Origin of the sequence: Arenibacter nanhaiticus (assembly GCF_900141935.1) — a bacterium.
Taxonomy (GTDB): domain Bacteria; phylum Bacteroidota; class Bacteroidia; order Flavobacteriales; family Flavobacteriaceae; genus Arenibacter; species Arenibacter nanhaiticus.
Genome location: NZ_FQYX01000020.1, coordinates 1 through 21,275, shown reverse-complemented (window position 1 = coordinate 21,275; position 21,275 = coordinate 1). Strand labels below are relative to the sequence as shown.

At 38.7% G+C, this 21,275-nt stretch carries 16 protein-coding genes; 15 read left to right on the top strand and 1 reads right to left on the bottom strand.

Translation table 11 applies throughout. From position 1 onward, the window contains the following. The first annotated feature begins 5 nt into the window (after positions 1–5). Positions 6–2,963 (top strand): amidohydrolase family protein, encoded by a 2,958-nt coding sequence (locus BUA16_RS12100; protein WP_072765015.1) that lies wholly within the window; start codon positions 6–8, stop codon positions 2,961–2,963. A 12-nt stretch (positions 2,964–2,975) separates the two neighbouring features. Next, complete coding sequence (locus BUA16_RS12095) at positions 2,976–4,274, top strand: amidohydrolase family protein (protein WP_072765014.1); 1,299 nt, start codon at positions 2,976–2,978, stop codon at positions 4,272–4,274. A 151-nt stretch (positions 4,275–4,425) separates the two neighbouring features. Here BUA16_RS12095 and BUA16_RS12090 read toward each other — a convergent pair whose 3' ends face one another. Continuing rightward, positions 4,426–5,226, bottom strand: coding sequence for a DUF6503 family protein (locus BUA16_RS12090; RefSeq protein WP_072765013.1), 801 nt, complete (start codon positions 5,224–5,226; stop codon positions 4,426–4,428). A 73-nt stretch (positions 5,227–5,299) separates the two neighbouring features. On the opposite strand from BUA16_RS12090, the gene BUA16_RS12085 reads away from it, so the two are divergent. From BUA16_RS12085 to BUA16_RS12025, 13 genes are all read left to right on the top strand, one after another. After that, positions 5,300–6,109: a TrmH family RNA methyltransferase gene (locus BUA16_RS12085; RefSeq protein WP_072765012.1), complete on the top strand. Its 810-nt coding sequence runs from the start codon at positions 5,300–5,302 to the stop codon at positions 6,107–6,109. A gap of 115 nt (positions 6,110–6,224) precedes the next feature. Then, positions 6,225–7,457: a M48 family metallopeptidase gene (locus BUA16_RS12080; RefSeq protein WP_072765011.1), complete on the top strand. Its 1,233-nt coding sequence runs from the start codon at positions 6,225–6,227 to the stop codon at positions 7,455–7,457. Positions 7,458–7,520: 63 nt separating this feature from the next. After that, a complete protein-coding gene (locus BUA16_RS12075; RefSeq protein ID WP_072765060.1) occupies positions 7,521–9,725 on the top strand; it encodes a RelA/SpoT family protein in 2,205 nt (734 codons plus the stop codon). Positions 9,726–9,767: 42 nt separating this feature from the next. Then, positions 9,768–10,214: a Fur family transcriptional regulator gene (locus BUA16_RS12070; RefSeq protein ID WP_072765010.1), complete on the top strand. Its 447-nt coding sequence runs from the start codon at positions 9,768–9,770 to the stop codon at positions 10,212–10,214. 21 nt (positions 10,215–10,235) lie between these two features. Next, on the top strand, positions 10,236–11,507 hold the full coding sequence (locus BUA16_RS12065) for an adenylosuccinate synthase (RefSeq protein ID WP_072765009.1): 1,272 nt from the start codon (positions 10,236–10,238) through the stop codon (positions 11,505–11,507). A gap of 114 nt (positions 11,508–11,621) precedes the next feature. Then, positions 11,622–13,328 (top strand): OstA-like protein, encoded by a 1,707-nt coding sequence (locus BUA16_RS12060; protein WP_072765008.1) that lies wholly within the window; start codon positions 11,622–11,624, stop codon positions 13,326–13,328. Between the two features lies 1 nt (position 13,329). Beyond that, positions 13,330–14,511 (top strand): aspartate aminotransferase family protein, encoded by a 1,182-nt coding sequence (locus tag BUA16_RS12055; protein WP_072765007.1) that lies wholly within the window; start codon positions 13,330–13,332, stop codon positions 14,509–14,511. 98 nt (positions 14,512–14,609) lie between these two features. After that, on the top strand, positions 14,610–16,010 hold the full coding sequence (locus BUA16_RS12050) for a tetratricopeptide repeat protein (protein ID WP_072765006.1): 1,401 nt from the start codon (positions 14,610–14,612) through the stop codon (positions 16,008–16,010). A gap of 28 nt (positions 16,011–16,038) precedes the next feature. After that, the gene (locus BUA16_RS12045) at positions 16,039–16,956 is read left to right on the top strand and encodes a polyprenyl-phosphate transporter (protein ID WP_072765005.1); all 918 of its coding nucleotides are present in this window, start codon (positions 16,039–16,041) and stop codon (positions 16,954–16,956) included. 14 nt (positions 16,957–16,970) lie between these two features. Beyond that, complete coding sequence (locus BUA16_RS12040; RefSeq protein ID WP_072765004.1) at positions 16,971–17,990, top strand: DUF368 domain-containing protein; 1,020 nt, start codon at positions 16,971–16,973, stop codon at positions 17,988–17,990. Further along, on the top strand, positions 17,962–18,726 hold the full coding sequence (locus BUA16_RS12035) for a shikimate dehydrogenase family protein (RefSeq protein WP_072765003.1): 765 nt from the start codon (positions 17,962–17,964) through the stop codon (positions 18,724–18,726). The genes BUA16_RS12040 and BUA16_RS12035 overlap by 29 nt, the downstream gene beginning before the upstream one ends. Positions 18,727–18,863: 137 nt before the next feature. Beyond that, entirely contained in the window at positions 18,864–20,918 is a 2,055-nt protein-coding gene (locus tag BUA16_RS12030; protein WP_072765002.1) for a DUF349 domain-containing protein, read from the top strand. A gap of 103 nt (positions 20,919–21,021) precedes the next feature. Beyond that, the coding region (locus tag BUA16_RS12025) for a helix-turn-helix domain-containing protein (protein WP_143150502.1) at positions 21,022–21,275 on the top strand (254 nt) is incomplete at its 3' end.

The window sequence follows — 21,275 nt, the reverse complement described above, 5'->3', positions numbered from 1 at the left end:
TCTATATGAAAATGCGATTTCTAGCGCTCGCCACCTTATGGTGTAGCGTTTCCTTGTTTGCACAGGATTACTTCCCTAACAATGAAGGTGTAAAGGCAGACAACAATAACTTTACTGCCTTCACAAATGCTAAAATTTACATCAGTCCGACTAAAATACTGGATAATGGGACCTTATTGATACAAAACGGCAAGGTCGTTCAGGCCGCGAAATCTGTTAGTATCCCCAAAAACACGGTGATTATAAATTTAGAAGGCAAATACATATATCCCTCTTTTATAGATATTTATTCCGATTTCGGGATAGAAAAACCTAAAAAGGCTAGCAATGGCGGAAGAACGGCACAGTACGGTCCTTCGAGGGAAGGATTTTATTGGAATGACCATATCATGCCCGAAAAAAATGCCCTTTCCAGTTTTAGCTTCGACGACAAAAAAGCCAAAGAATTACGGGAAGCCGGTTTTGGGGTTGTCAACACCCATATCCATGACGGAATTGTACGTGGTACAGGAGCTTTAATTACTTTAAACGGTAATGGCACGGACAATGATAGAGTGCTCGACGACAAATCTGCACAGTATTTATCATTTAAAAAAAGTGTTCTTAGCCAACAATCTTACCCTACATCGCTCATGGGGTCTATGGCTTTATTGCGACAGATGTACCACGATATGGATTGGTATGCCAAGGGAAATAGCACTACCAAAGACCGCTCTTTGGAAGCCTTGATAGCGCAAAAAAAATTAGTTCAAATATTTGAAGCTAAAGACAAAGGACATATTTTAAGGGCCGACAAAATTGGGGATGCTTTTAACATCCAATACACTATTCTAGCGGGGGGCAACGAATTTGAAAGCATCGATGAAGTAAAAGCTACCAATGCATCTTTGATAGTGCCTTTAAATTTCCCTGCCGCCTATGATGTTTCCAATCCATATCAGGCAGAATACGTTAGCTTGGAAGATATGCGTTATTGGAACCAGGCGCCCACCAATCCGAAGATATTGGCAGAGCATGGTGTAACTTTTAGCTTTACGCTTCACGACTTAAAAGAAACTGCTACTTTTAAATCAAATTTATTAAAAGCAATCGCCTACGGATTACCAAAAGAAAAGGCCTTGGCCGCCCTTACAACGGTTCCTGCACAACTATTGGGAAAAACCAATCAGATAGGAAGCTTAGAAAAGGGGGCCCTTGCCAATTTCCTGATTACCTCTGGGGATATTTTTGAAAAAGAAACCCTTCTGTATGAAAACTGGGTGCAAGGCCAACAAAATATAATAGTCGATAAAAACCAGAAAGATATCAGAGGCGAATACGATTTAGTAGCCGGCGCGACTACCTACAAACTTTCTATTTCTGGGGAGATCAACAAACCTAAGGTAGAGGTAAAAGCAGGAGAAGACAAACTTACTGCTAAAATCAATTTTGACAACCAATGGGTTGAACTTTCTTTTAACAACAAAGAAGGCGATAAGGCGTACCGAATGACCGCCCCAATAGATCCTTCCACGGACCTATTGACAGGAAGGTTATGGCTTCCTAACGGATCAGAATCGACTTTTAAAGCAACCAAGACAGCCCCTTTCGTTGAAAAGGAAAAGAAAGCGGACTCGGACAAGGACTCCTCTTCAGAGGTATTGGCCCTTACCTACCCTAACCTTGGTTATGGCTACAAAAGCAAAGCGCAACAAGAAACTATATTGTTTAAAAATGCCACCGTTTGGACCAGTGAAGATGCGGGAATTTTAGAGGCAACCGATGTCTTGGTCAAAAACGGAAAAATAGCTAAAATCGGAAAAAACCTAAAGGCAGGTGGTGCTACTGTGGTAGACGCTACAGGAAAACACCTTACGGCCGGCATCATCGATGAGCATACCCATATTGCAGCCTTGGCCGTTAATGAGAGTGGTCAAAACTCTTCTGCCGAAGTTACAATGGAAGACGTTGTAAATCCAGAACACATTGCCATATACAGAAATTTGGCCGGTGGGGTCACTACGGCCCAATTGTTACATGGATCGGCAAACCCTATCGGTGGCCGTTCTGCGATCCTTAAGTTAAAATGGGGAGTAAGTGCCGATGAAATGATCTACAGCAATTCGCCCAAATTCATAAAATTTGCCTTGGGAGAAAATGTAAAACAGTCTAACTGGAGCAGCTATAGCCGTTTCCCACAAACTAGAATGGGAGTAGAACAAATGCTGATCAATTACTTCCAACGAGCTAAGGAATACGAGACTAAAAAGAACAGCGGACAGGCTTTTAGATATGATGAGGAAATGGAAGTCTTGGTCGAAATCCTAAATGGGGAACGTTTCATCAGTTGCCATTCCTATGTGCAAAGTGAGATTAATATGTTGATGAAAGTGGCCGAAAAATTCAATTTTAAGGTAAATACCTTTACCCATATTTTGGAAGGTTACAAGGTAGCCGACAAAATGAAAGAACACGGTGTTGGCGCCTCTACTTTTAGTGACTGGTGGGCCTATAAATATGAGGTAAACGATGCTATTCCGTACAATGCCGCCATTATGCAAAGTCAAGGTGTTACCGTAGCTCTTAATAGTGATGATGCCGAAATGTCGAGAAGACTTAACCAAGAGGCTGCAAAAACCGTAAAATACGGTGGAATGACAGAATTGGAAGCCTGGAAAATGATTACTATTAATCCGGCTAAATTGTTACATATAGACGAGCGTGTAGGGAGTATTAAAGAAGGAAAAGATGCCGATCTAGTCCTTTGGAACGACCACCCACTGTCGGTTTATGCCAAGGCAGAGAAAACACTTATAGACGGGACGGTTTATTTTGACCTGGAAAAAGACAAACAACAAAGAGAGGCCATTAAAGCAGAAAGGAGCCAATTGATCAATTTAATGTTAAAAGAAAAAGATAAGGGCGCAGCCACACAAGAGCCCCAAAAAAATACCGACGAACTATTTCATTGTGATAGCCTTTAAAATATAATTGAAATGAAAATAATTAGAAATATCATATCAGTAGTGCTACTAATTTGTAGTCTACCTAGTTTTGCCCAGCAAACGCCAGCACCAAAACAATCGGAAGCTTTTTCTATTGAAGGAGCCGTCGCCCACCTTGGAAATGGGGAAGTCATTGAGAATTCCTTAATTATGTTCCAAGACGGAAAAATTACTTTTGTAGGCGACGCCAAAACAAAAATAGCACGACAGGGAACCCTTATTAACGCTACGGGGAAACATGTATATCCCGGGTTCATTATTACTTGTACTTCCTTGGGGCTTGTAGAAATAGATGCCGTAAGAGCAACAAACGACAAGGACGAAATAGGGGAAATGATTCCTCATATCCGCAGCTTAATTGCCTATAATGCGGAATCTAAAGTAGTAGAAAGCATGCGTCCCAACGGGGTGCTTATGGGGCAAATATCACCTAAAGGGGGTACCATTTCCGGAACTTCCTCGGTAGTGCAATTCGATGCTTGGAACTGGGAAGATGCTGCCGTAAAGGCAGATGACGGCATTCATTTGAATTGGCCCAATAGTTTTAAACAAGGCCGTTGGTGGTTAGGCGAGGACGCCGCTTTTAAACCCAATAAAGACTATGCCAAAGAGGTAGGCGATATAGAAACCTTCTTTAAAAATGCCATAGCATACGGAAAATCAACTCCTGCCACGGTAAACCCTGCTTTTGCAGCTTCACAAGGTTTGTTTAACGGCACTCAGAAGCTATATATAGCTGCCGATGGCGAAAAAGAGATCATAGATGCCGTTACCTTCACCAAAAAATTGGGAATACAGCATATTGTTCTTGTAGGGGGGTATCATGCCTATAAGATCACAGACTTTTTAAAAGAAAACAAGGTAGCCGTTTTGGTAAGGGCCCCTCATAACTTACCAGAGTTTGATGATGACGATTATGACCTTCCTTTTAAACTTCCAAAATTATTGTCCGATGCCGGTTTAGTGGTGGGGATACAAAATATGCACCAATCTAATTTCCAAAACAGAAACCTTCCTTTTTACGCTGGGCAATTAGTACAACAAGGATTATCCAAGGAAAAGGCTTTACAAATGATTACTAGTAATCCTGCAAAGATTTTGGGCATAGATGCCGATTACGGAAGTTTGGAAGCTGGCAAAAGCGCTACGCTGTTTATTTCGGAAGGCGACGCATTAGACATGCGAACCAATCAATTGACACGGGCATTTATAGACGGTAGGGATATTTCCCTAGAAACGCACCAGACAGAACTATGGAAGCGCTATATGGAAAAATACAATAGCAAATAATTGCATTTGATCATAATACAGCTTAAAAAGGCTTGGAAACACTAGCGGTTTCCAAGCCTTTTTTTTATTTGTAAAAGAAAGAAGTAACGTCCCAAAATTAAGGCTTATCGCCTGCCGTCCATCAACAGGAATTAGCTCTATAAGGCGTTCTTTATTGTTGATTTTTTCCAGAGACGTACACAGCCCTCTCTGGTTTCTCGAAAAACAAGATAGGTTTTGCTTCTTCACTAAGCACAACATTTTTAAAAACCAAGGGGGTTTTAGGTTCCTTAAGGGTCCGTCCTTCATACTCGTACCAAATAAGTTCCTTGGGCATCAGCACCCCATCTACTTCCATCCAATGGTGATACCCTATCCACTTGACATTATCGGATCGCTCGCCGCTGCGATAACTCACCGTATATCCCAGCCAGGCCATCTTAAAAGTTTTGGGGTCATAATGAATATAATACTCATCTTTTGGAGTAATCCCCACACCAGCATGGAACCCGATCCGGAAACCAGGATAACTCACTCCTTTAAAAACCAAGTCTTCGGTCTTTTCGTATACAATTCCCTTATCGCCTAGAATAAAGGGCATACTATAAAAATAAGACATTAGGTTATGATAGAAAACCGCATCTCCTTTATAGTTGTTCCCTTCATCGAACAACCACACTTTGTTTCCGTTGAACCCCATAGAATATCCAGGACCATCTACCCTATCCATTCGGGAAGATAGATTTAGCGTATGTACTTCTTCCCCTAATTGAAACACCATACTTTTTTTGCGTTTCCAGGTCGCCATTCCGCCATGGGCCTCAAATACTTTGGCTAGCATTGGGGGGTATTGGAACATTACCGACTGCTGTTGCTCTTTGCTTTGGTTAATTTTGTTCTTCGTCACATCCTTACCTTCACCCTTACAGCCCATTATACCTACCAGTAATAGGGTCAACATTACACATTTCATAATTTCTATTTAAGTTAAAGCCTTTGTCGTCTAACTTGAAACAAGTTTACAATAATGTAGTATTTTTGCGCCGATGAGCTATATAAGAGAAATTACCAGCGTTCAGAATCCTATGGTTAGGAATACGCTGTTGCTAAAAGAAAAATCGAGAGATCGTAAAAAGCAAAACCTTTTTGTCATAGAAGGCATTAAGGAATTACAGCTGGCCATGAAGGGCGATTATAGTTTGCGAACCTTGTTTTATTATCCGGAACTTATTTCCCAAGAGCAGCTTACCTCTATGTTATCAGGCGTAGCTGTCCGTCCGGAAATCATTGCTATTTCGAAAGAGGTATATCAAAAATTGGCCCACCGCGATACTACCGAAGGTATCCTTGCCGTAGCTGAGACGAAAACACACCTTTTGGAATCGCTACAGTTTAAAAACAAAACCCCTTTGATTTTGGTTGCGGAAGCCCCGGAAAAACCAGGCAATATAGGTGCGCTCCTTCGTACTGCGGACGCCGCCAATTTAGATGCCGTTATAATTGCCAATCCAAAAAGCGACCTTTACAATCCCAATGTCATACGCTCTAGTGTAGGCTGTGTATTTACCAATAACATTGCAACCGGATCTACCACAGAGATCATAGCCTTCCTAAAAAAGCATAATATTGCCATTAATTGTGCTGCCTTAACGGCCTCTAAAGAATATATCAAGGTAGATTTTACTCCGGCAACTGCAATAGTTGTAGGTACCGAAGCGACTGGACTTTCTGAGGAATGGCTTCAAAGTTCAGCCCAGAATATTATAATTCCTATGCAGGGCGAAATAGACTCCATGAACGTGTCCGTTTCGGCTGCAATAATTATCTTTGAAGCAAAAAGACAGCGAGGTTTTTAATACCAAAGCCCCTTAACGACTCTTTCTTTTTTCTAACTAAATTTAAGGTAACCCCTACAAAGAAGCTTAGGCATTAGACATTGATAATTCAAACCTTTAAACTTCCTATCTATTTATGAATAGTGATCCTCTCTTTTATACCATTATAGCCATATTGGTCCTTCAGTTTTTCATTGAAACGTTTTTAGAATACCTAAACTCGAAACATTATTCCGATCCCATACCGCAGGATTTAAAGGATGTGTTTGATGAAGAAGAATATAAAAAATCACAGGCTTATAAAAGAACAAATTATAGGTTTGGCTTGTTCTCTTCTACCTTTTCTATAGTTTTAACCTTAGGCTTCCTGGTCTTTGGCGGTTTTGGTTGGGTAGACGGCATAGCCCGCAGCTTAAGCGAAAACCCTATAGTCGTAGCCCTTGTTTTCTTTGGGATAATAATGATAGGAAGCGATATAGTGACCACTCCTTTTTCGTACTATCGCACTTTTGTGATAGAAGAAAAATTTGGCTTTAACAAGAGCACAAGGACGCTGTTCTTTTTCGATAAAATTAAAGGTTGGGTAATGACCATACTCCTTGGAGGGGGTATGTTGGCCTTGGTCATCTGGTTTTTTCAATGGGCGGGTGCTAATTTTTGGATTTATGCCTGGGGCCTGGTAGCTGTTTTTTCTATATTTCTGAATTTATTTTACAGCAAACTCATTGTTCCTTTATTCAACAAACAGACACCCCTATCCCCTGGAAGCTTAAAGGATAAAATTGAAGCCTACGCCCAACAGGTAGGTTTTGAATTAAAAAATATTTATGTGATCGACGGATCTAAAAGGTCTACCAAAGCAAATGCTTACTTTTCTGGTTTTGGGAAAGAAAAACGAGTAACCTTGTACGACACCCTTATTAAGGACCTGAGCGAAGAGGAAATCGTAGCAGTTTTGGCCCATGAAGTTGGTCATTACAAACGAAAACATATCCTATTTAATCTTTCCGCATCTCTTTTACTCACAGGGATCACCCTTTTTGTTTTGTCTATTTTCATCAACAATCCGGAGCTATCCTTGGCCATAGGAGTTTCTCAGCCCAGTTTTCATGCCGCTTTAATCGGTTTTGGAATTCTATATAGTCCAATTTCTGAAATTACCTCCTTAATCATGAACAATATGTCGCGGAAATTTGAATATCAAGCCGATGATTATGCCAAAATCACTTTTGGGGCTCAACCGCTAATATCTTCCTTAAAAAAACTTTCTAACAATAGTTTAAGCAACCTTACCCCTCATCCGGCCTATGTGTTTATGCACTACTCCCATCCTACCCTAGTCGATCGCATTAAAAATTTAAAGAATTGATTTTTGTTGCCTACTCGCTAAGATTATGTTATTTTTATTTCAAGACGATAGATGTATTTTATGATGACAGAAGCTGCAATAGAGAAAGAAAACAAGGAGATTGCCAAGCAATATAAGGAATTGCTTCGTATCAGTTATCAAACGCTGACAGATGAGGACAAAAAGTTAATTCGATCAGCTTTTGATACAGCCGTGGATGCTCATAAAGATCAGAGAAGAAAATCTGGAGAAGCTTATATTTTTCATCCAATTGCCGTGGCAAAGATTGTGGCTTCGGAAATAGGGTTGGATGCAGTTTCTATAGCATCGGCTTTGTTACATGATGTGGTAGAGGACACCGAATATACCCTTGCCGATATTGAACGTATGTTTGGGGAAACCGTCGCTCGCATTGTCGACGGCCTTACTAAAATTGCCCACCTGAAAAAGGATATGAATATATCGCAACAGGCAGAAAATTTTAGAAAAATGCTCCTAACCCTAAACGATGACGTAAGGGTTATTATCATAAAAATTGCCGATCGTTACCACAACATGCTTACTATGGATTCTATGCCAGAGCACAAGCAAGTTAAGATCGCCTCTGAAACCCTGTATATTTACGCCCCTTTGGCCCATAGAATAGGCCTTTACAATATAAAAACGGAACTTGAGGATTTAAGTCTTAAATATACCGAACCAGAGGTATATTCCGACATACTGAGTAAAATAGAAGAATCCAAAGAAGACCAACGAGCCTATATAGATGCTTTTTCGGGAGTAATCAGTAATTCCTTAGACAAGGAGAACCTTCAATACAAGATCAAAGGAAGGATGAAATCTATATTTTCTATCCGACGGAAAATGAAGATTCAGAATGTTTCCTTTGATGAGATTTACGACAAGTTTGCGATTCGGATCATTTATGAATCGGACAAGCAAAATGAAAAATTTCTGGCTTGGAAAATTTACTCCATCGTCACCGACCACTTTACACCTAACCCGGTACGACTACGGGACTGGATATCTTCTCCAAAATCTACCGGATATGAGGCCCTGCACATAACCGTTATGGGTCCTAAAGGGCGATGGGTAGAAGTACAGATCCGGAGCGAGAGGATGCATGAAATCGCAGAGAAAGGCTACGCTGCCCACTTTAAATACAAACATGGCGACCAAAAGGAGCAAGGTATTGAGGAATGGTTGAACAAACTACAGGAAGCCTTAGAAAACGCCAATTCAAACGCGGTAGATTTTGTAGAGGAATTTAAATTAAACTTATATTCCAAGGAAATATTTGTTTTTACTCCGAAGGGAGAATTAAAATCACTTCCAAAAGGAGCTACCCCATTAGATTTTGCCTTTAATATCCATACGGAAATAGGAATGCATACCCGTGGGGCCAAGGTAAACGGAAAGCTGGTACCGTTAAACACCACCTTAAACAGTGGAGACCAGGTAGATATTATCACCTCCGTCACAGCCAAACCTAGCCAACACTGGTTAGATTATGCTACTACGGCAAGAGCAAGAGCAAAAATTAAATCCTCGCTTCGCGAAGAGAAGAAATCGACTGCCGAGGAAGGCAAGGAAATCCTTAGAAGGAAACTTAAATCTCAAAAAATCAGTTTTAACGACGATACCATTCACAAAATGGTGATCTTTTTTAAACTAAAAACAAGTCTGGATTTATTTTACAGGGTAGGAATAGGGGTTATTGACAACCAAAAAATCAAGGAATTTGCTGCCTCTTACAGCAATGCCTTTATCAGTTTCTTTAAAAATAAAATACGAAAACAACATGTTCCCGAAGATGTAGACAAGGATGAAATAACCACGAAATTTGACACCCTTGTGTTCGGGAAAGAAGAAGACAAACTAGAGTTTACATTATCGCAATGTTGCAATCCTATTCCCGGCGATGAAGTTTTTGGTTTCATTAGCGTTAACGAGGGAATAAAGGTGCATAAAAAGAATTGTCCAAATGCCATTTCACTGCAATCCAATTATGCCTATAGGATAATTAGTGCGAAATGGATAGATTCTTCACAAGAAGAGTTTACATCGGAAATAATCCTTACCGGTCTAGATAATTTAGGATTGATCAGTGACATCACCAAAATCATATCGGGCAACCTGCATGTAAACATGAGAAACCTTAATTTTAGTACCGATGGCGGTACTTTTACCGGAAGAATTACCCTTGTTGTAAAAAACAATTCTATCCTTAAAAAAGTTATAGAAAGTCTAAAGGGCATTAACGGTATCGATAAAGTAACCAGAATTTAAATTTTAACTGTACATTTGCAGCTTAATGCTGGGCAAACTGCTATGGGAGATAATACGAATCAGGAAATAGTCAAAAATGTTTTCACCACTTTTCTAGAGGAAAATGGTCATAGAAAGACACCAGAACGTTATGCTATTTTACAAGAAATATACGATAATGACGAGCATTTTGACATAGAATCACTCTATATCAAAATGAAAAATAAGAACTATAGGGTTAGTAGAGCTACGCTTTACAATACCATCGAATTATTATTGGATTGTAAGTTGGTACGAAAGCATCAATTTGGTAAAAACCAGGCCCAATATGAAAAATCTTATTTCGACAGACAGCACGATCATGTTATCCTAACGGATACCGGAGAGGTTATGGAATTTTGCGATCCCCGTATCCAATCCATCAAAAAAACTATAGAGGAGATTTTTGACATCAAAATAAACACTCATTCCCTCTATTTTTACGGGACAAGAAACAAAGAAGACAAATAATTAATCCAATTACATAATATAATGGCAGTAGATTTACTACTAGGACTACAGTGGGGAGACGAAGGAAAAGGAAAAATCGTTGATGTACTAACCAAAGACTATGACATAATTGCCCGTTTTCAGGGAGGCCCAAATGCTGGACACACCTTGGAGTTCGACGGAATTAAACATGTTTTACGTACTATCCCCTCAGGTATTTTTCATAAAGAATCCGTGAATGTTATCGGGAATGGTGTGGTTATAGACCCTGTAGTTTTTGTAAAAGAACTAGAAGGTTTGGACAAATTCAAGATCGATTATAAAAAAACATTGATCGTATCCCGCAAAGCCCATATCATTATCCCAACGCACCGTTTATTGGATGCCGCCAGCGAAACCAGTAAAGGAAAGGCTAAGATAGGTTCTACCTTAAAAGGTATTGGCCCCACTTATATGGATAAAACCGGCAGAAACGGAATTCGTATAGGTGACCTTGAATTAGAAAATTGGAAAGAAAAATATCGCGCACTAGCTAATAAGCACGAATCTATGATCAGCTTCTACGATGTAGCCATAGAATACGATTTAGAAGAGCTGGAAAAAGAATTTTTTGCCGCAGTCGAAAAATTAAAGGAATTACAGTTTATCGATAGCGAAGAATACCTTAACAGTGCCATCAAAGAAGGTCAAACTATTTTAGCCGAAGGCGCACAGGGATCTTTATTAGATATTGATTTTGGTACATACCCGTTTGTTACTTCTTCTAACACTACTGCAGCTGGTGCTTGTACAGGTTTGGGTATTGCCCCTAATAAGGTTAAGGAAGTATACGGTATTTTTAAAGCTTATACTACCCGTGTTGGTTCTGGCCCATTCCCAACTGAATTATTTGACGAAGTAGGCTTAAAGATGGCTAAGATCGGTAATGAATTTGGCGCCGTAACAGGAAGACCAAGACGTTGTGGATGGTTAGACCTTATAGCTTTGAAATACGCAGTTCAGGTAAATGGCGTTACCCAATTAATGATGATGAAAGGCGATGTTCTTTCTGGTTTTAAAACCATCAATGTTTGTACTGCCTATAAATATAAAGGAGAGATCATAAACCATTTCCCTTATAATATTGAGCCAGAAAACGTTACTCCTGTCTATACTGAATTAAAAGGATGGAACGAAGATTTAACTGGCATGACAGAAGCTTCTCAATTACCACAAGCTTTAAACGATTATATCGAATTTTTGGAAAAAGAACTAGAAGTGCCTATTAAAATTGTTTCGGTAGGCCCGGACAGAACGCAAACCATTCATAGATAAGAGTTAAAAAGCCACTGAAAAGTGGCTTTTTTATTTCTACTCTTATACTAATTCTATCCTAAACTATATTATCCTCACTCAAAATATGCTATTTTTGAGCAAAAATTAAACACCTTGCACAAGTTAGTATTCTTTTTATTTGCAGCTCTCACAGCTTATCATAGCCCAGCGCAGGATAAACAACCAGAAAAAAAACAAATAAACATTGTTTACGGAGGTACCTTTACCAAAGACGAGAAACTGTATCCCGGTGCGGCAATTTTCAGAAAAGATGGGCAACAGGTACAATTTGAACATCAAGGCGCCGACTTATGGTGCGATATTGCCATCTTTTACCAGAAAGAGAATAAGTTAAAAGCCATTGGCAATATCCGTTTACAACAAGGAGATTCTCTACAAATGACCAGTGGCAAAATAGACTACAATGGTAATGTAAAACTAGCAAAAGCATGGGACAATGTTGTTCTGACAAACTCTAGTATGACCCTTACTACCGATACCCTGCGGCTTGACCGAGAAAGGCAAGAAGCTTTTTATCAAGACCATGGTACTGTAGTAGATTCTTCCAATACCCTGACCAGTAAAATAGGCCGATATTTTATGCCTCTAAAAAAATTACAATTTTTGGACAGCGTAAACATTAACAATCCTGACTATATTATAGATTCCAAACAATTAGATTACTATACGACTTCTAAGAATGTCTATATGTACGGACCGTCAACCATCACAGGGGAAGCCTATAAACTGTATTGCGAACGTGGGTTCTACGATACAAAAATAGAAAGTGGCTACGGTATCAAAAACACCCGTATAGATTACAATAACAGAATCATTCAAGGCGACAGTCTTTTCTTTGACAAGAAGTCGGAATTTGCTTCTGCCACCAATAATATTACCATCACGGATACCATTAATAAAGGGATCATAAGGGCTCATTACGCCGAAATACACAAGGCCAAGGATTCTGTTTTTGCTACCAAACGAGCCGTATCGATTACTCTGGTAGAAAAAGACTCGCTTTATATGCACGGAGATACTTTAATGATCACAGGAAAACCCGATGAACGCATCTTAAGAACCTTTCGGAATGCTAAATTTTACAAAAAAGATCTTAGCGGCAAATGCGACTCCATTCATTTCGACCAAAAGACAGGAATAACACAACTCATTAAAGCCCCTATTATTTGGAACGGTAAAAACCAGATGACCGGGGACAGCATTCATTTGCTCACGAATTTAAAAACCGAAAAACTCGATTCGCTCAAGGTAATCAATAATGCCTTTATCATAGCCTTGGACACGGTTAGCAACACTGGCTATAACCAAGCAAAGGGAAAAGATTTGTTTGGACAGTTTATAGACAATGAGCTAAAAATCATAGATTTGGTCAAGAATACCGAGGTCATTTACTATATGTACAACGATAAGAAAGAACCTATAGGCATCAACAAAAGTATCTGTAGTGCTATCCGATTAACGATGGACAAAAACGATATTGAAGATATCTACCTCAATACCAATGCCGATGGGGATATTTTTCCGGAAAAAGATTTACCCGATAATAGCCGAAAATTAAAAGGTTTTATTTGGAGAGGAGAAGAACGGATACTTACCATGGAAGATATTTTCGATGAGGACGACGACAATCTAGTGCTCCCCACCATTAGAGGCATCGAAAACCCTATAGACATCGATGCTGAGGAAGAAGAGCGTTCCAAAAACCAAGGAGACCCCATTGACCAACCAGAAAAAAATAGACCAAGCACAACACCTTCTAAAACAAAAACTGCCTTAACAAAAGCAAAACAAGAACCTTAAAATGCTTCACGATTTTTTTAAATATCAGGCTCAGACTAGCCCACACCCTTTAGCCATGGAAGTTTCCCATGCCAAAGGTTCTTATATTTATGATTCCCAAGGCAAGGCTCATTTGGATTTTGTAGCTGGCGTTTCTGCCTGTTGCCTAGGTCATTGTCACCCTAGAGTGGTAAAAGCTATCCAAGAACAAGCAGAGAAATATATGCATGTTATGGTATATGGAGAGTATGTTCAGGAGCCTGCCGTAGCCTATGCCAAGCTTTTAGCAAAACACCTGCCCGATCCTTTAGAGTCCACTTACCTGGTAAACTCGGGAACAGAAGCGATGGAAGGTGCCATAAAATTAGCCAGACGATATACAGGAAGAACACAAATTTTGGCCGCGAAGAAGGCCTATCATGGAAATACTATGGGAAGCTTAAGCTTAATGGGACTTGAAGAGCGAAAAAGCGTCTTTAGACCCCTTATTCCCGATGTTGGCTTTATACAGTTTAATGAGGAAGCAGATCTAGCACGTATCACGGAAAAAACAGCCGCGGTTGTTTTAGAAACCATACAAGGAGGGGCTGGCTTTATACTGCCAAAAAATGATTATTTACAGAAGGTAAGACAGCGATGTTCAGAAGTTGGCGCCTTATTGATTTTAGATGAAATACAGCCGGGATTTGGAAGAACAGGCAAATTGTTTTCTTTTGAACACTTCAACTGTGTTCCGGACATTTTGGTAATAGGCAAAGGCATGGCTAGCGGGATGCCTGTAGGTGCATTTGTATCTTCCAATAAAATAATGCAGTCATTGCAAGACAGTCCGAAACTCGGACATATTACTACCTTTGGCGGAAACCCTGTTATAGCAGCTGCTTGTTTGGCCACCTTGGAGGAGTTGACGGAATCCCAACTGATTGCCGACACCTTAAAAAAGGAAAAGCTTTTCAGAAAACTTTTAAAACATCCGAAAATTACGGAAATACGCGGAAAAGGCTTAATGCTTGCCATTATGGTAGACAGCCCGGAATTAGCCAATGAATTGGTTCTTAGGTGTGCCCAAAACGGCCTTATTCTGTTTTGGTTGCTATTTGAACCAACAGCGGTGCGGATTTCACCCCCATTAACCCTCTCGGAAGAGGAAATTATTGCTGGGTGTGCTATTATCTTAGAAGTTCTAGATAAATCGCAATTATAAATTGTTAACTAATTTGTTAATAATATAGTCCCGACCCTCCGTAAATACAATTCTCAAAAGACTATTTTAGTTTTCATAAGATTAATCAAAGAGTTCCTATGGCGTTAGAACCGAATGAAAGACCTGGACCACCCATTACAAAGTTTGAATCCATGCTCAAGACAGATGACATATACTTCTTTGACGCAGAGGATTTCGAGGACATCATACACCATTACTTAAACAACGGTAAAATTGCCTTGGCCAAAAAGGCCATAAAAATTAGTCTAGAACAGCATCCGGACAGTATCGAATTGAAGCTGTTATTTGTCGAAGTCCTTGTTTTTGAAAACAACTTGGATCTGGCCGAACAACTTCTTGACGAATTGCAGTCTATTGATAGTAGCAACGAAGAAATTTACATTCAGCGTGCCAACATATTTTCTAAAAAAGACAATCATGAGGCCGCAGTTATGCTCTTACATGAGGCTCTTAACCTTACCGATGATAGTTTTGACATTCATTCCCTATTGGGCATGGAGTATCTATTCATGGATAATTTTGAAGATGCCAAACTCAACTTCATGAAATGTGTTTCGCATGACGAACATGATTACCAATCGCTCTATAATGTCATCTATTGTTTTGAGTTCTTGGAAGAACACGATGGTGCCATTTTATATCTGAACGATTACTTAGAACGAAACCCTTATAGCGAAGTTGCTTGGCACCAGCTGGGAAAAATGTATTTTGAGAAAAAACTATACAAAGAAGCCTTGGCTGCCTTTGACTTTGCGGTTATTTCTGATGACACCTTTATTGGAGCCTATTTTGAAAAAGGAAAGGTTTTGGAAAAACTAGGCCGATATAATGAAGCTATAGAAAACTACGAGATCACCATAGAAATGGAAGACCCCACTTCTCATGCCTATTTAAGAATCGGGAGATGCCATGAAAAGTTACAAAACGAGGAGTTAGCAAAGTCATTTTACTACAGAACTGTACACGAAGACCCTTTATTGGATAAAGGATGGCTAGCCATTACGGACTATTATATTCGACAAAAAGATTTCACAAAAGCCCTTTATTATATCAATAAGGCCATTAATCTAGATGGTGAGAATGCCAAATACTGGAAAAAATGCGCCCGTATACACGCCACCTTAAAAAACAATGACGAAGCCTATTACGCCTACCAGCAAGCGGTAGACTTAGGATATTTTGAATTTGACATATGGTTTCATTGGGCCAATGTCGCGATCCAAAATTTTGATGTACCCTCGGCCATTGAAATATTATTGCAAGGGATCGTTTTTTATCCGGATCGCTCAGAAATGCAATATAAATTAGCAGGCTTTTACCTATTGATCAGCGATTTTGAAAAAGCTCAGCACCAACTAATCAATGCTTTAAAAATAGATATAGGACAGTTACATTTATTCAAGAAGGAGTTTCCGCAATTTTACCATACGGACTGGGCGAAAAACTTAATCCAAGATATCAAAAAAGCTTCCAGATAAATAAACTATTTTTGTTTTTTTATCAATTATGGAAAAACGCAATCTTTTAAATTATATTTTTATATCCCTAAAAGGAATGGCCATGGGTGCTGCAGATGTAGTACCCGGGGTTTCAGGAGGCACCATCGCCTTTATCTCTGGTATTTACGAAGAACTTATCAGTAGTATTAACAATGTAAACTTATCGCTCTTAAAAACCCTTAAAAAAGAAGGTTTTACTTCTTTTTGGAAACAATTAAACGGTAATTTTTTACTTGCCTTGGTCTCAGGCATAGCAATTAGCGTAGTTTCCTTGGCAAAATTAATCAGTTGGCTATTAGAAAATCAGGCTATTCCGCTTTGGTCCTTCTTTTTTGGCCTTGTTATTGCCAGCGTCTTTTTCGTAGGCAAGGAAATACAACGCTGGAATACCGCCACCATATTGATGTTAGTTCTTGGTGCGGTAGTGGCCTATTTTATTACCAGCCTACCCCCTTCTGCAAACACCGACTCCCTCCCTTATTTATTTTTCTCGGGAGCTTTGGCTATTTGCGCTATGATTTTACCAGGTATATCAGGAGCCTTCATTCTTGTTTTATTGGGATCGTATAAAACCATACTTGAAGCCGTTCATGAACGCGATCTTAAAATAATTATTACTGTAGGTTTTGGGGCTATTTTCGGATTATTGAGTTTTTCCAAACTCTTAAAATGGATGTTTTCTCACTATAAGAACCTTACCCTTGCCATTTTAACAGGCTTTATTTTAGGCTCACTTAACAAAATATGGCCATGGAAAGAAGTGTTGGAAACGAAAACCTTTGGCGAAAAAATAATTACAATCAAGGAACAAAACATTTCTCCCCTATCCTTTGATGGCGATCCTCAAATATTATGGGCCATTCTTTTAGGTATCCTAGGTTTTTCCCTTATTTTTATGCTAGAAAAGTTGGCTACTAAAAAGTAAACCTTACCACCCAAATGAAAAACTCCAGAACATTGTCGGATAAATTCTTTTTGATTATCAAAGGACTATGCATGGGGGCGGCCAATAAAGTACCAGGTGTCTCTGGAGGTATTGTTGCTTATGTCGGTGGTTTTTACGAGGAATTCATATATTCCCTTCAAAAAGTCAATTTTAAGGCAATTAAACTTTTGGCAAGTGGAAGATTTAGAAGTTTTTATAGCTATACCAATGGAGAATTTTTATCCCTTCTTATTCTTGGAATGCTAGTAAGCTATTTTAGTATTTCTAAAGTCTTGGATTATTTTTTAGAAACCAAGGAGCTTTTTGTTTGGGCTAGCTTTTTTGGGATGATCCTTGGTTCTATTTACTTTATTGCTAAAGACTTCAACCACTGGAACAAAAAAACTATTACCGCCGGTATTTTAGGCCTTTTAGTAGGCATCTCCATCAGTTTTCTTAGTCCGGCCCGCGAAAACGGGAACCTGATTTTTATTTTTTTCTGCGGCATAATAAGTGTTTCTGGAATGACATTACCTGGATTATCAGGTTCTTTTATCCTAATCTTATTAGGGAACTACGTTCTATTATTGGTCGATTCTGTAAATGCCCTTTACGACACTTTATCAGAAATCTTGGTTGGCAACTTTAGTTTTCTAGAAAACTCAAAGCGCCTGAACACCTTAAAAATATTAGCTGTATTTACAGCAGGATCGGCAGTAGGCCTGGTTACATTATCGCATTTCTTAAGCTTTGTATTAAAACACTACAAACACATTACCACCGCGGTAATTATTGGTTTTATAACAGGCTCTTTAGGAGTGGTATGGCCTTGGAAAAGAACACTTTTCCTAACATCTGACGATGGCAACCTAATAATGGATTCAAACCAAAATCCTATCATAAAAAATTACGAAAGATATTTACCACAATTAGAGTCCACAGAAACATGGTGGGCTTTGTTTTTTATCTTATTTGGAATATTCATTTTAATAGGTTTGGATTGGTATGGAAATAACAGAGAAAAAAAAGTTTAGATTTGGTTTGATAGGAAAAAACATTTCCTATTCATTTTCAAAAGGGTATTTTACCAATAAGTTTTCAAAAATGGGACTAGACACCCATTCCTACGAAAATTTTGACTTGGAAGAAATAGAAGAGTTTACTAATCTTCTAGAAGGCAACAACAATATCGTAGGTTTTAATGTCACTATTCCCTACAAGGAAAAAATAATGCCTCTATTAACTAAGATTCACCCAGAAGCACAAAAAATAGGAGCAGTAAACACCATAAAAGTTATCGGAAACAAAACTTATGGGTACAATACAGACGCCCATGGGTTTCGACAATCTATCGCACCCCACTTAAAAGATCACCACACCAAAGCTCTTATCTTAGGTACTGGCGGTGCTTCCAAAGCAGTTGCCCATGTTTTCGCTGAATTGGGCATTAGTTACAATTTTGTTTCGCGAAACCCCGCCGAAGGACAACTGCAGTATAAGGACCTTAATAAGGAGATCATGGCCAATTACTCAGTAATAGTTAATTGTACTCCTTTAGGAACCTTTCCCAATATAGAAGAGAAACCAACTATTCCATACTCCTTTATTACAGAAAAACACCTGCTCTACGATTTAATTTATAATCCTGATAAAACAGCATTCCTTTTGGCAGGAGCAGCACAAGGAGCCCAGATCTGTAACGGAGCAAACATGTTAGAGCTACAGGCAGAAAAAGCTTGGTCCATATGGAATTCTGGTGAGGAATTATAAGTAAGCAAGAAATTTTAAGATACATTTTGCATTTTTCACTGCTAAATCTTAAAAAGAAGATTCATAAGCTTTGCTATTAAAGCGGTTGTTAGTATATTTCCGTATATTAGAATTAGAAAGCTATAAACATTCATAAAATGTTAGAAGACAAAGAAGATAAACTACAAAATAATGTAGAGATAGAAGAAGTTTCAGAGACCTCTGCATCCTCCAAAAGTTCAGAAATATCATCTGAAACAACAACAAATACAGTAGATCAAGACTCTGTTGCCGATATAGATACAACATCAGCTATGGCAGAAACATCCACCAAAAAAGATGGTGACGAGGAAAAAGAAGATGTATTGGAAGAAATTGATGAATCTAATGCCGAAGATGCCGAGGACGAAGACAATCAACAAAGACACCAGATCCCTATGCCCGATTACCATGCCATGTCCATGGAAAATCTGGTTGGAGAATTACAACGCTTGATCCGTAACGAAAAGGTACAAGCCATAAAGAAGCATGTAGAAGGTATTAAAGCTGAATTCGACTTAAAATTTCAAGATTTCATCGAGGAAAAGAAAGAAGACTTTATTAATAATGGCGGCAATGAAATTGATTTCCGATACAATTCGGTAACCAAGCGTCAGTTTAATGAAGTTTATTCCGAATATCGCGAAAAAAGAAACCTCTATTATAAAAATTTAGAACAGGGACTTAAAGCCAATTTAGCCAAGAGATTAGAAATAATCAATGAGTTAAAGGGACTTGTTAATGTCGAAGAAGACATCAACACCACCTATAAAAACTTCAAGGACTTACAGGAAGCTTGGAAAAATGCAGGCCCTATTCCTAGAACAAACTACAATGATGTTTGGCGTACTTACCACCATCATATTGAAATTTTTTACGATTTTTTACATCTTAATAGAGAATTGCGCGATTTAGATTTTAAACACAATCTAGAAGAAAAAATTAAGATAGTAGAGCGCGCCGAAGCCCTAGTGGGGGAAGAAGATTTATCTAAAGCCTTCCAAGAACTACAAACCCTGCACAAAATCTGGAAGGAAGACATAGGCCCTGTTGGCAAAGACCATAGAGAAGCAATCTGGGAACGCTTTAGCAATGCCACCAAAGCCCTCCACGGCCGTAGGCAAGAACACTTTAAAGACATTGAAAAAGTATACGAGCAAAATTTAGCCAAGAAAACAGAAATTACCCAAGCCATTAGCGCTATAGCATCCAACGTATCTCAGAAACACAAAGAGCTTCAGCAACAAATAAAAGAGGTCGAGGCTCTTCGAGAGTCTTTCTTTAAGGCGGGGAAGGTACCACAAAAGGTAAATGAAAAAACTTGGGCAAGCTTTAAGGAAGCTGTTAGGGAATTTAATAGGAACAAAAACAACTACTATAAGAACCTAAAGAAAGAACAGCAGATAAATCTCGATAAAAAAAGAGATTTATTAAAACTTGCCGTTTCCTTAAAGGATAGTGAAGATTGGGATACGACTACTCAAGAATTAAAAAGGATTCAGAACGAATGGAAAAAAATCGGACATGTCCCAAGAAAGTATTCGGATAAAATATGGAAAGAATTCAAAGCCGCTTGCAACCATTTCTTTGACCGTTTACACGCCTTAAAAAATGAAGCACACAAGGAAGAAGCTGAGAATTTTGATCTTAAAAATGCATGTTTAGAAAAACTAAAGGCTTTTGAACTAAGTGGGGATAAATCCAAAGATTTAACCAGCATAAAAGAATTTATTTCAGAATGGAAATCTATAGGCAGGGTCCCTTTTAACAAAAAGAACATTAATGTTAAGTTCAACAAAATTCTTGATGCGATTTTCAAAAAACTAAACATCAACAAACAAGAGGCAGAATTGCTTAAATACGGCAATAAGATTCAGCAATTGGCTAATAACGATAATGAATATGCGATCTCTAACGAACGTACTTTTATTAGAAGAAAAATAGACGAAAGCAAGAACGAGGTCAGACAATTAGAGAACAACCTTCAGTTCTTCTCCAATGCTTCTGAGGACAATCCGGTAGTTAGAGAGGTGATTAAAAATATCGAAAATCACAAAGCCGCCTTAGCCACTTGGAAAGAAAAGCTTAAAAAATTAAATATTTTAGAAAACAATTTAATTAAAGAAGCGGAAGATGCCGAGAATGACGAAGCAGGAACCACAAAGGAAGAGTAATCCGACTTTTTTTTTAAAATGAAGTAACCACGATAAAATCTGACAGTTAAGAATTATATTTAAAGAGTCAAAACAACAAATATTAATCCTTAAAACTGTCAGAATGAATACAGAAGCAAAGGTAATTAAATCTAAGGTAGGTTTATTACAGTTAGCAGAACAATTGGGCAACGTATCTCAGGCCTGCAAGCTTTTTGGTTATAGCAGAGATAGCTTTTATCGTTTCAAAGAGCTCTACGACCAAGGAGGTGAGTTGGCACTACGGGAACTCAATAGAAGGAAGCCAAACCTCAAGAATCGAATTGAGGAAGAAGTGGAAAGAGCCGTAGTGCAAATCGCTTTTGAATTTCCTGCCTA

Excerpts from the sequence above, each read along its gene's own strand:
- BUA16_RS12100 (WP_072765015.1), top strand. The coding sequence starts at position 6 with ATGAAAATGCGATTTCTAGCGCTCGCCACCTTATGGTGTAGCGTTTCC.
- BUA16_RS12095 (WP_072765014.1), top strand. The coding sequence starts at position 2,976 with ATGAAAATAATTAGAAATATCATATCAGTAGTGCTACTAATTTGTAGT.
- BUA16_RS12090 (WP_072765013.1), bottom strand. The coding sequence starts at position 5,226 with ATGAAATGTGTAATGTTGACCCTATTACTGGTAGGTATAATGGGCTGT.
- BUA16_RS12085 (WP_072765012.1), top strand. The coding sequence starts at position 5,300 with ATGAGCTATATAAGAGAAATTACCAGCGTTCAGAATCCTATGGTTAGG.
- BUA16_RS12080 (WP_072765011.1), top strand. The coding sequence starts at position 6,225 with ATGAATAGTGATCCTCTCTTTTATACCATTATAGCCATATTGGTCCTT.
- BUA16_RS12075 (WP_072765060.1), top strand. The coding sequence starts at position 7,521 with ATGACAGAAGCTGCAATAGAGAAAGAAAACAAGGAGATTGCCAAGCAA.
- BUA16_RS12070 (WP_072765010.1), top strand. The coding sequence starts at position 9,768 with ATGGGAGATAATACGAATCAGGAAATAGTCAAAAATGTTTTCACCACT.
- BUA16_RS12065 (WP_072765009.1), top strand. The coding sequence starts at position 10,236 with ATGGCAGTAGATTTACTACTAGGACTACAGTGGGGAGACGAAGGAAAA.
- BUA16_RS12055 (WP_072765007.1), top strand. The coding sequence starts at position 13,330 with ATGCTTCACGATTTTTTTAAATATCAGGCTCAGACTAGCCCACACCCT.
- BUA16_RS12050 (WP_072765006.1), top strand. The coding sequence starts at position 14,610 with ATGGCGTTAGAACCGAATGAAAGACCTGGACCACCCATTACAAAGTTT.
- BUA16_RS12045 (WP_072765005.1), top strand. The coding sequence starts at position 16,039 with ATGGAAAAACGCAATCTTTTAAATTATATTTTTATATCCCTAAAAGGA.
- BUA16_RS12040 (WP_072765004.1), top strand. The coding sequence starts at position 16,971 with ATGAAAAACTCCAGAACATTGTCGGATAAATTCTTTTTGATTATCAAA.
- BUA16_RS12035 (WP_072765003.1), top strand. The coding sequence starts at position 17,962 with ATGGAAATAACAGAGAAAAAAAAGTTTAGATTTGGTTTGATAGGAAAA.
- BUA16_RS12030 (WP_072765002.1), top strand. The coding sequence starts at position 18,864 with ATGTTAGAAGACAAAGAAGATAAACTACAAAATAATGTAGAGATAGAA.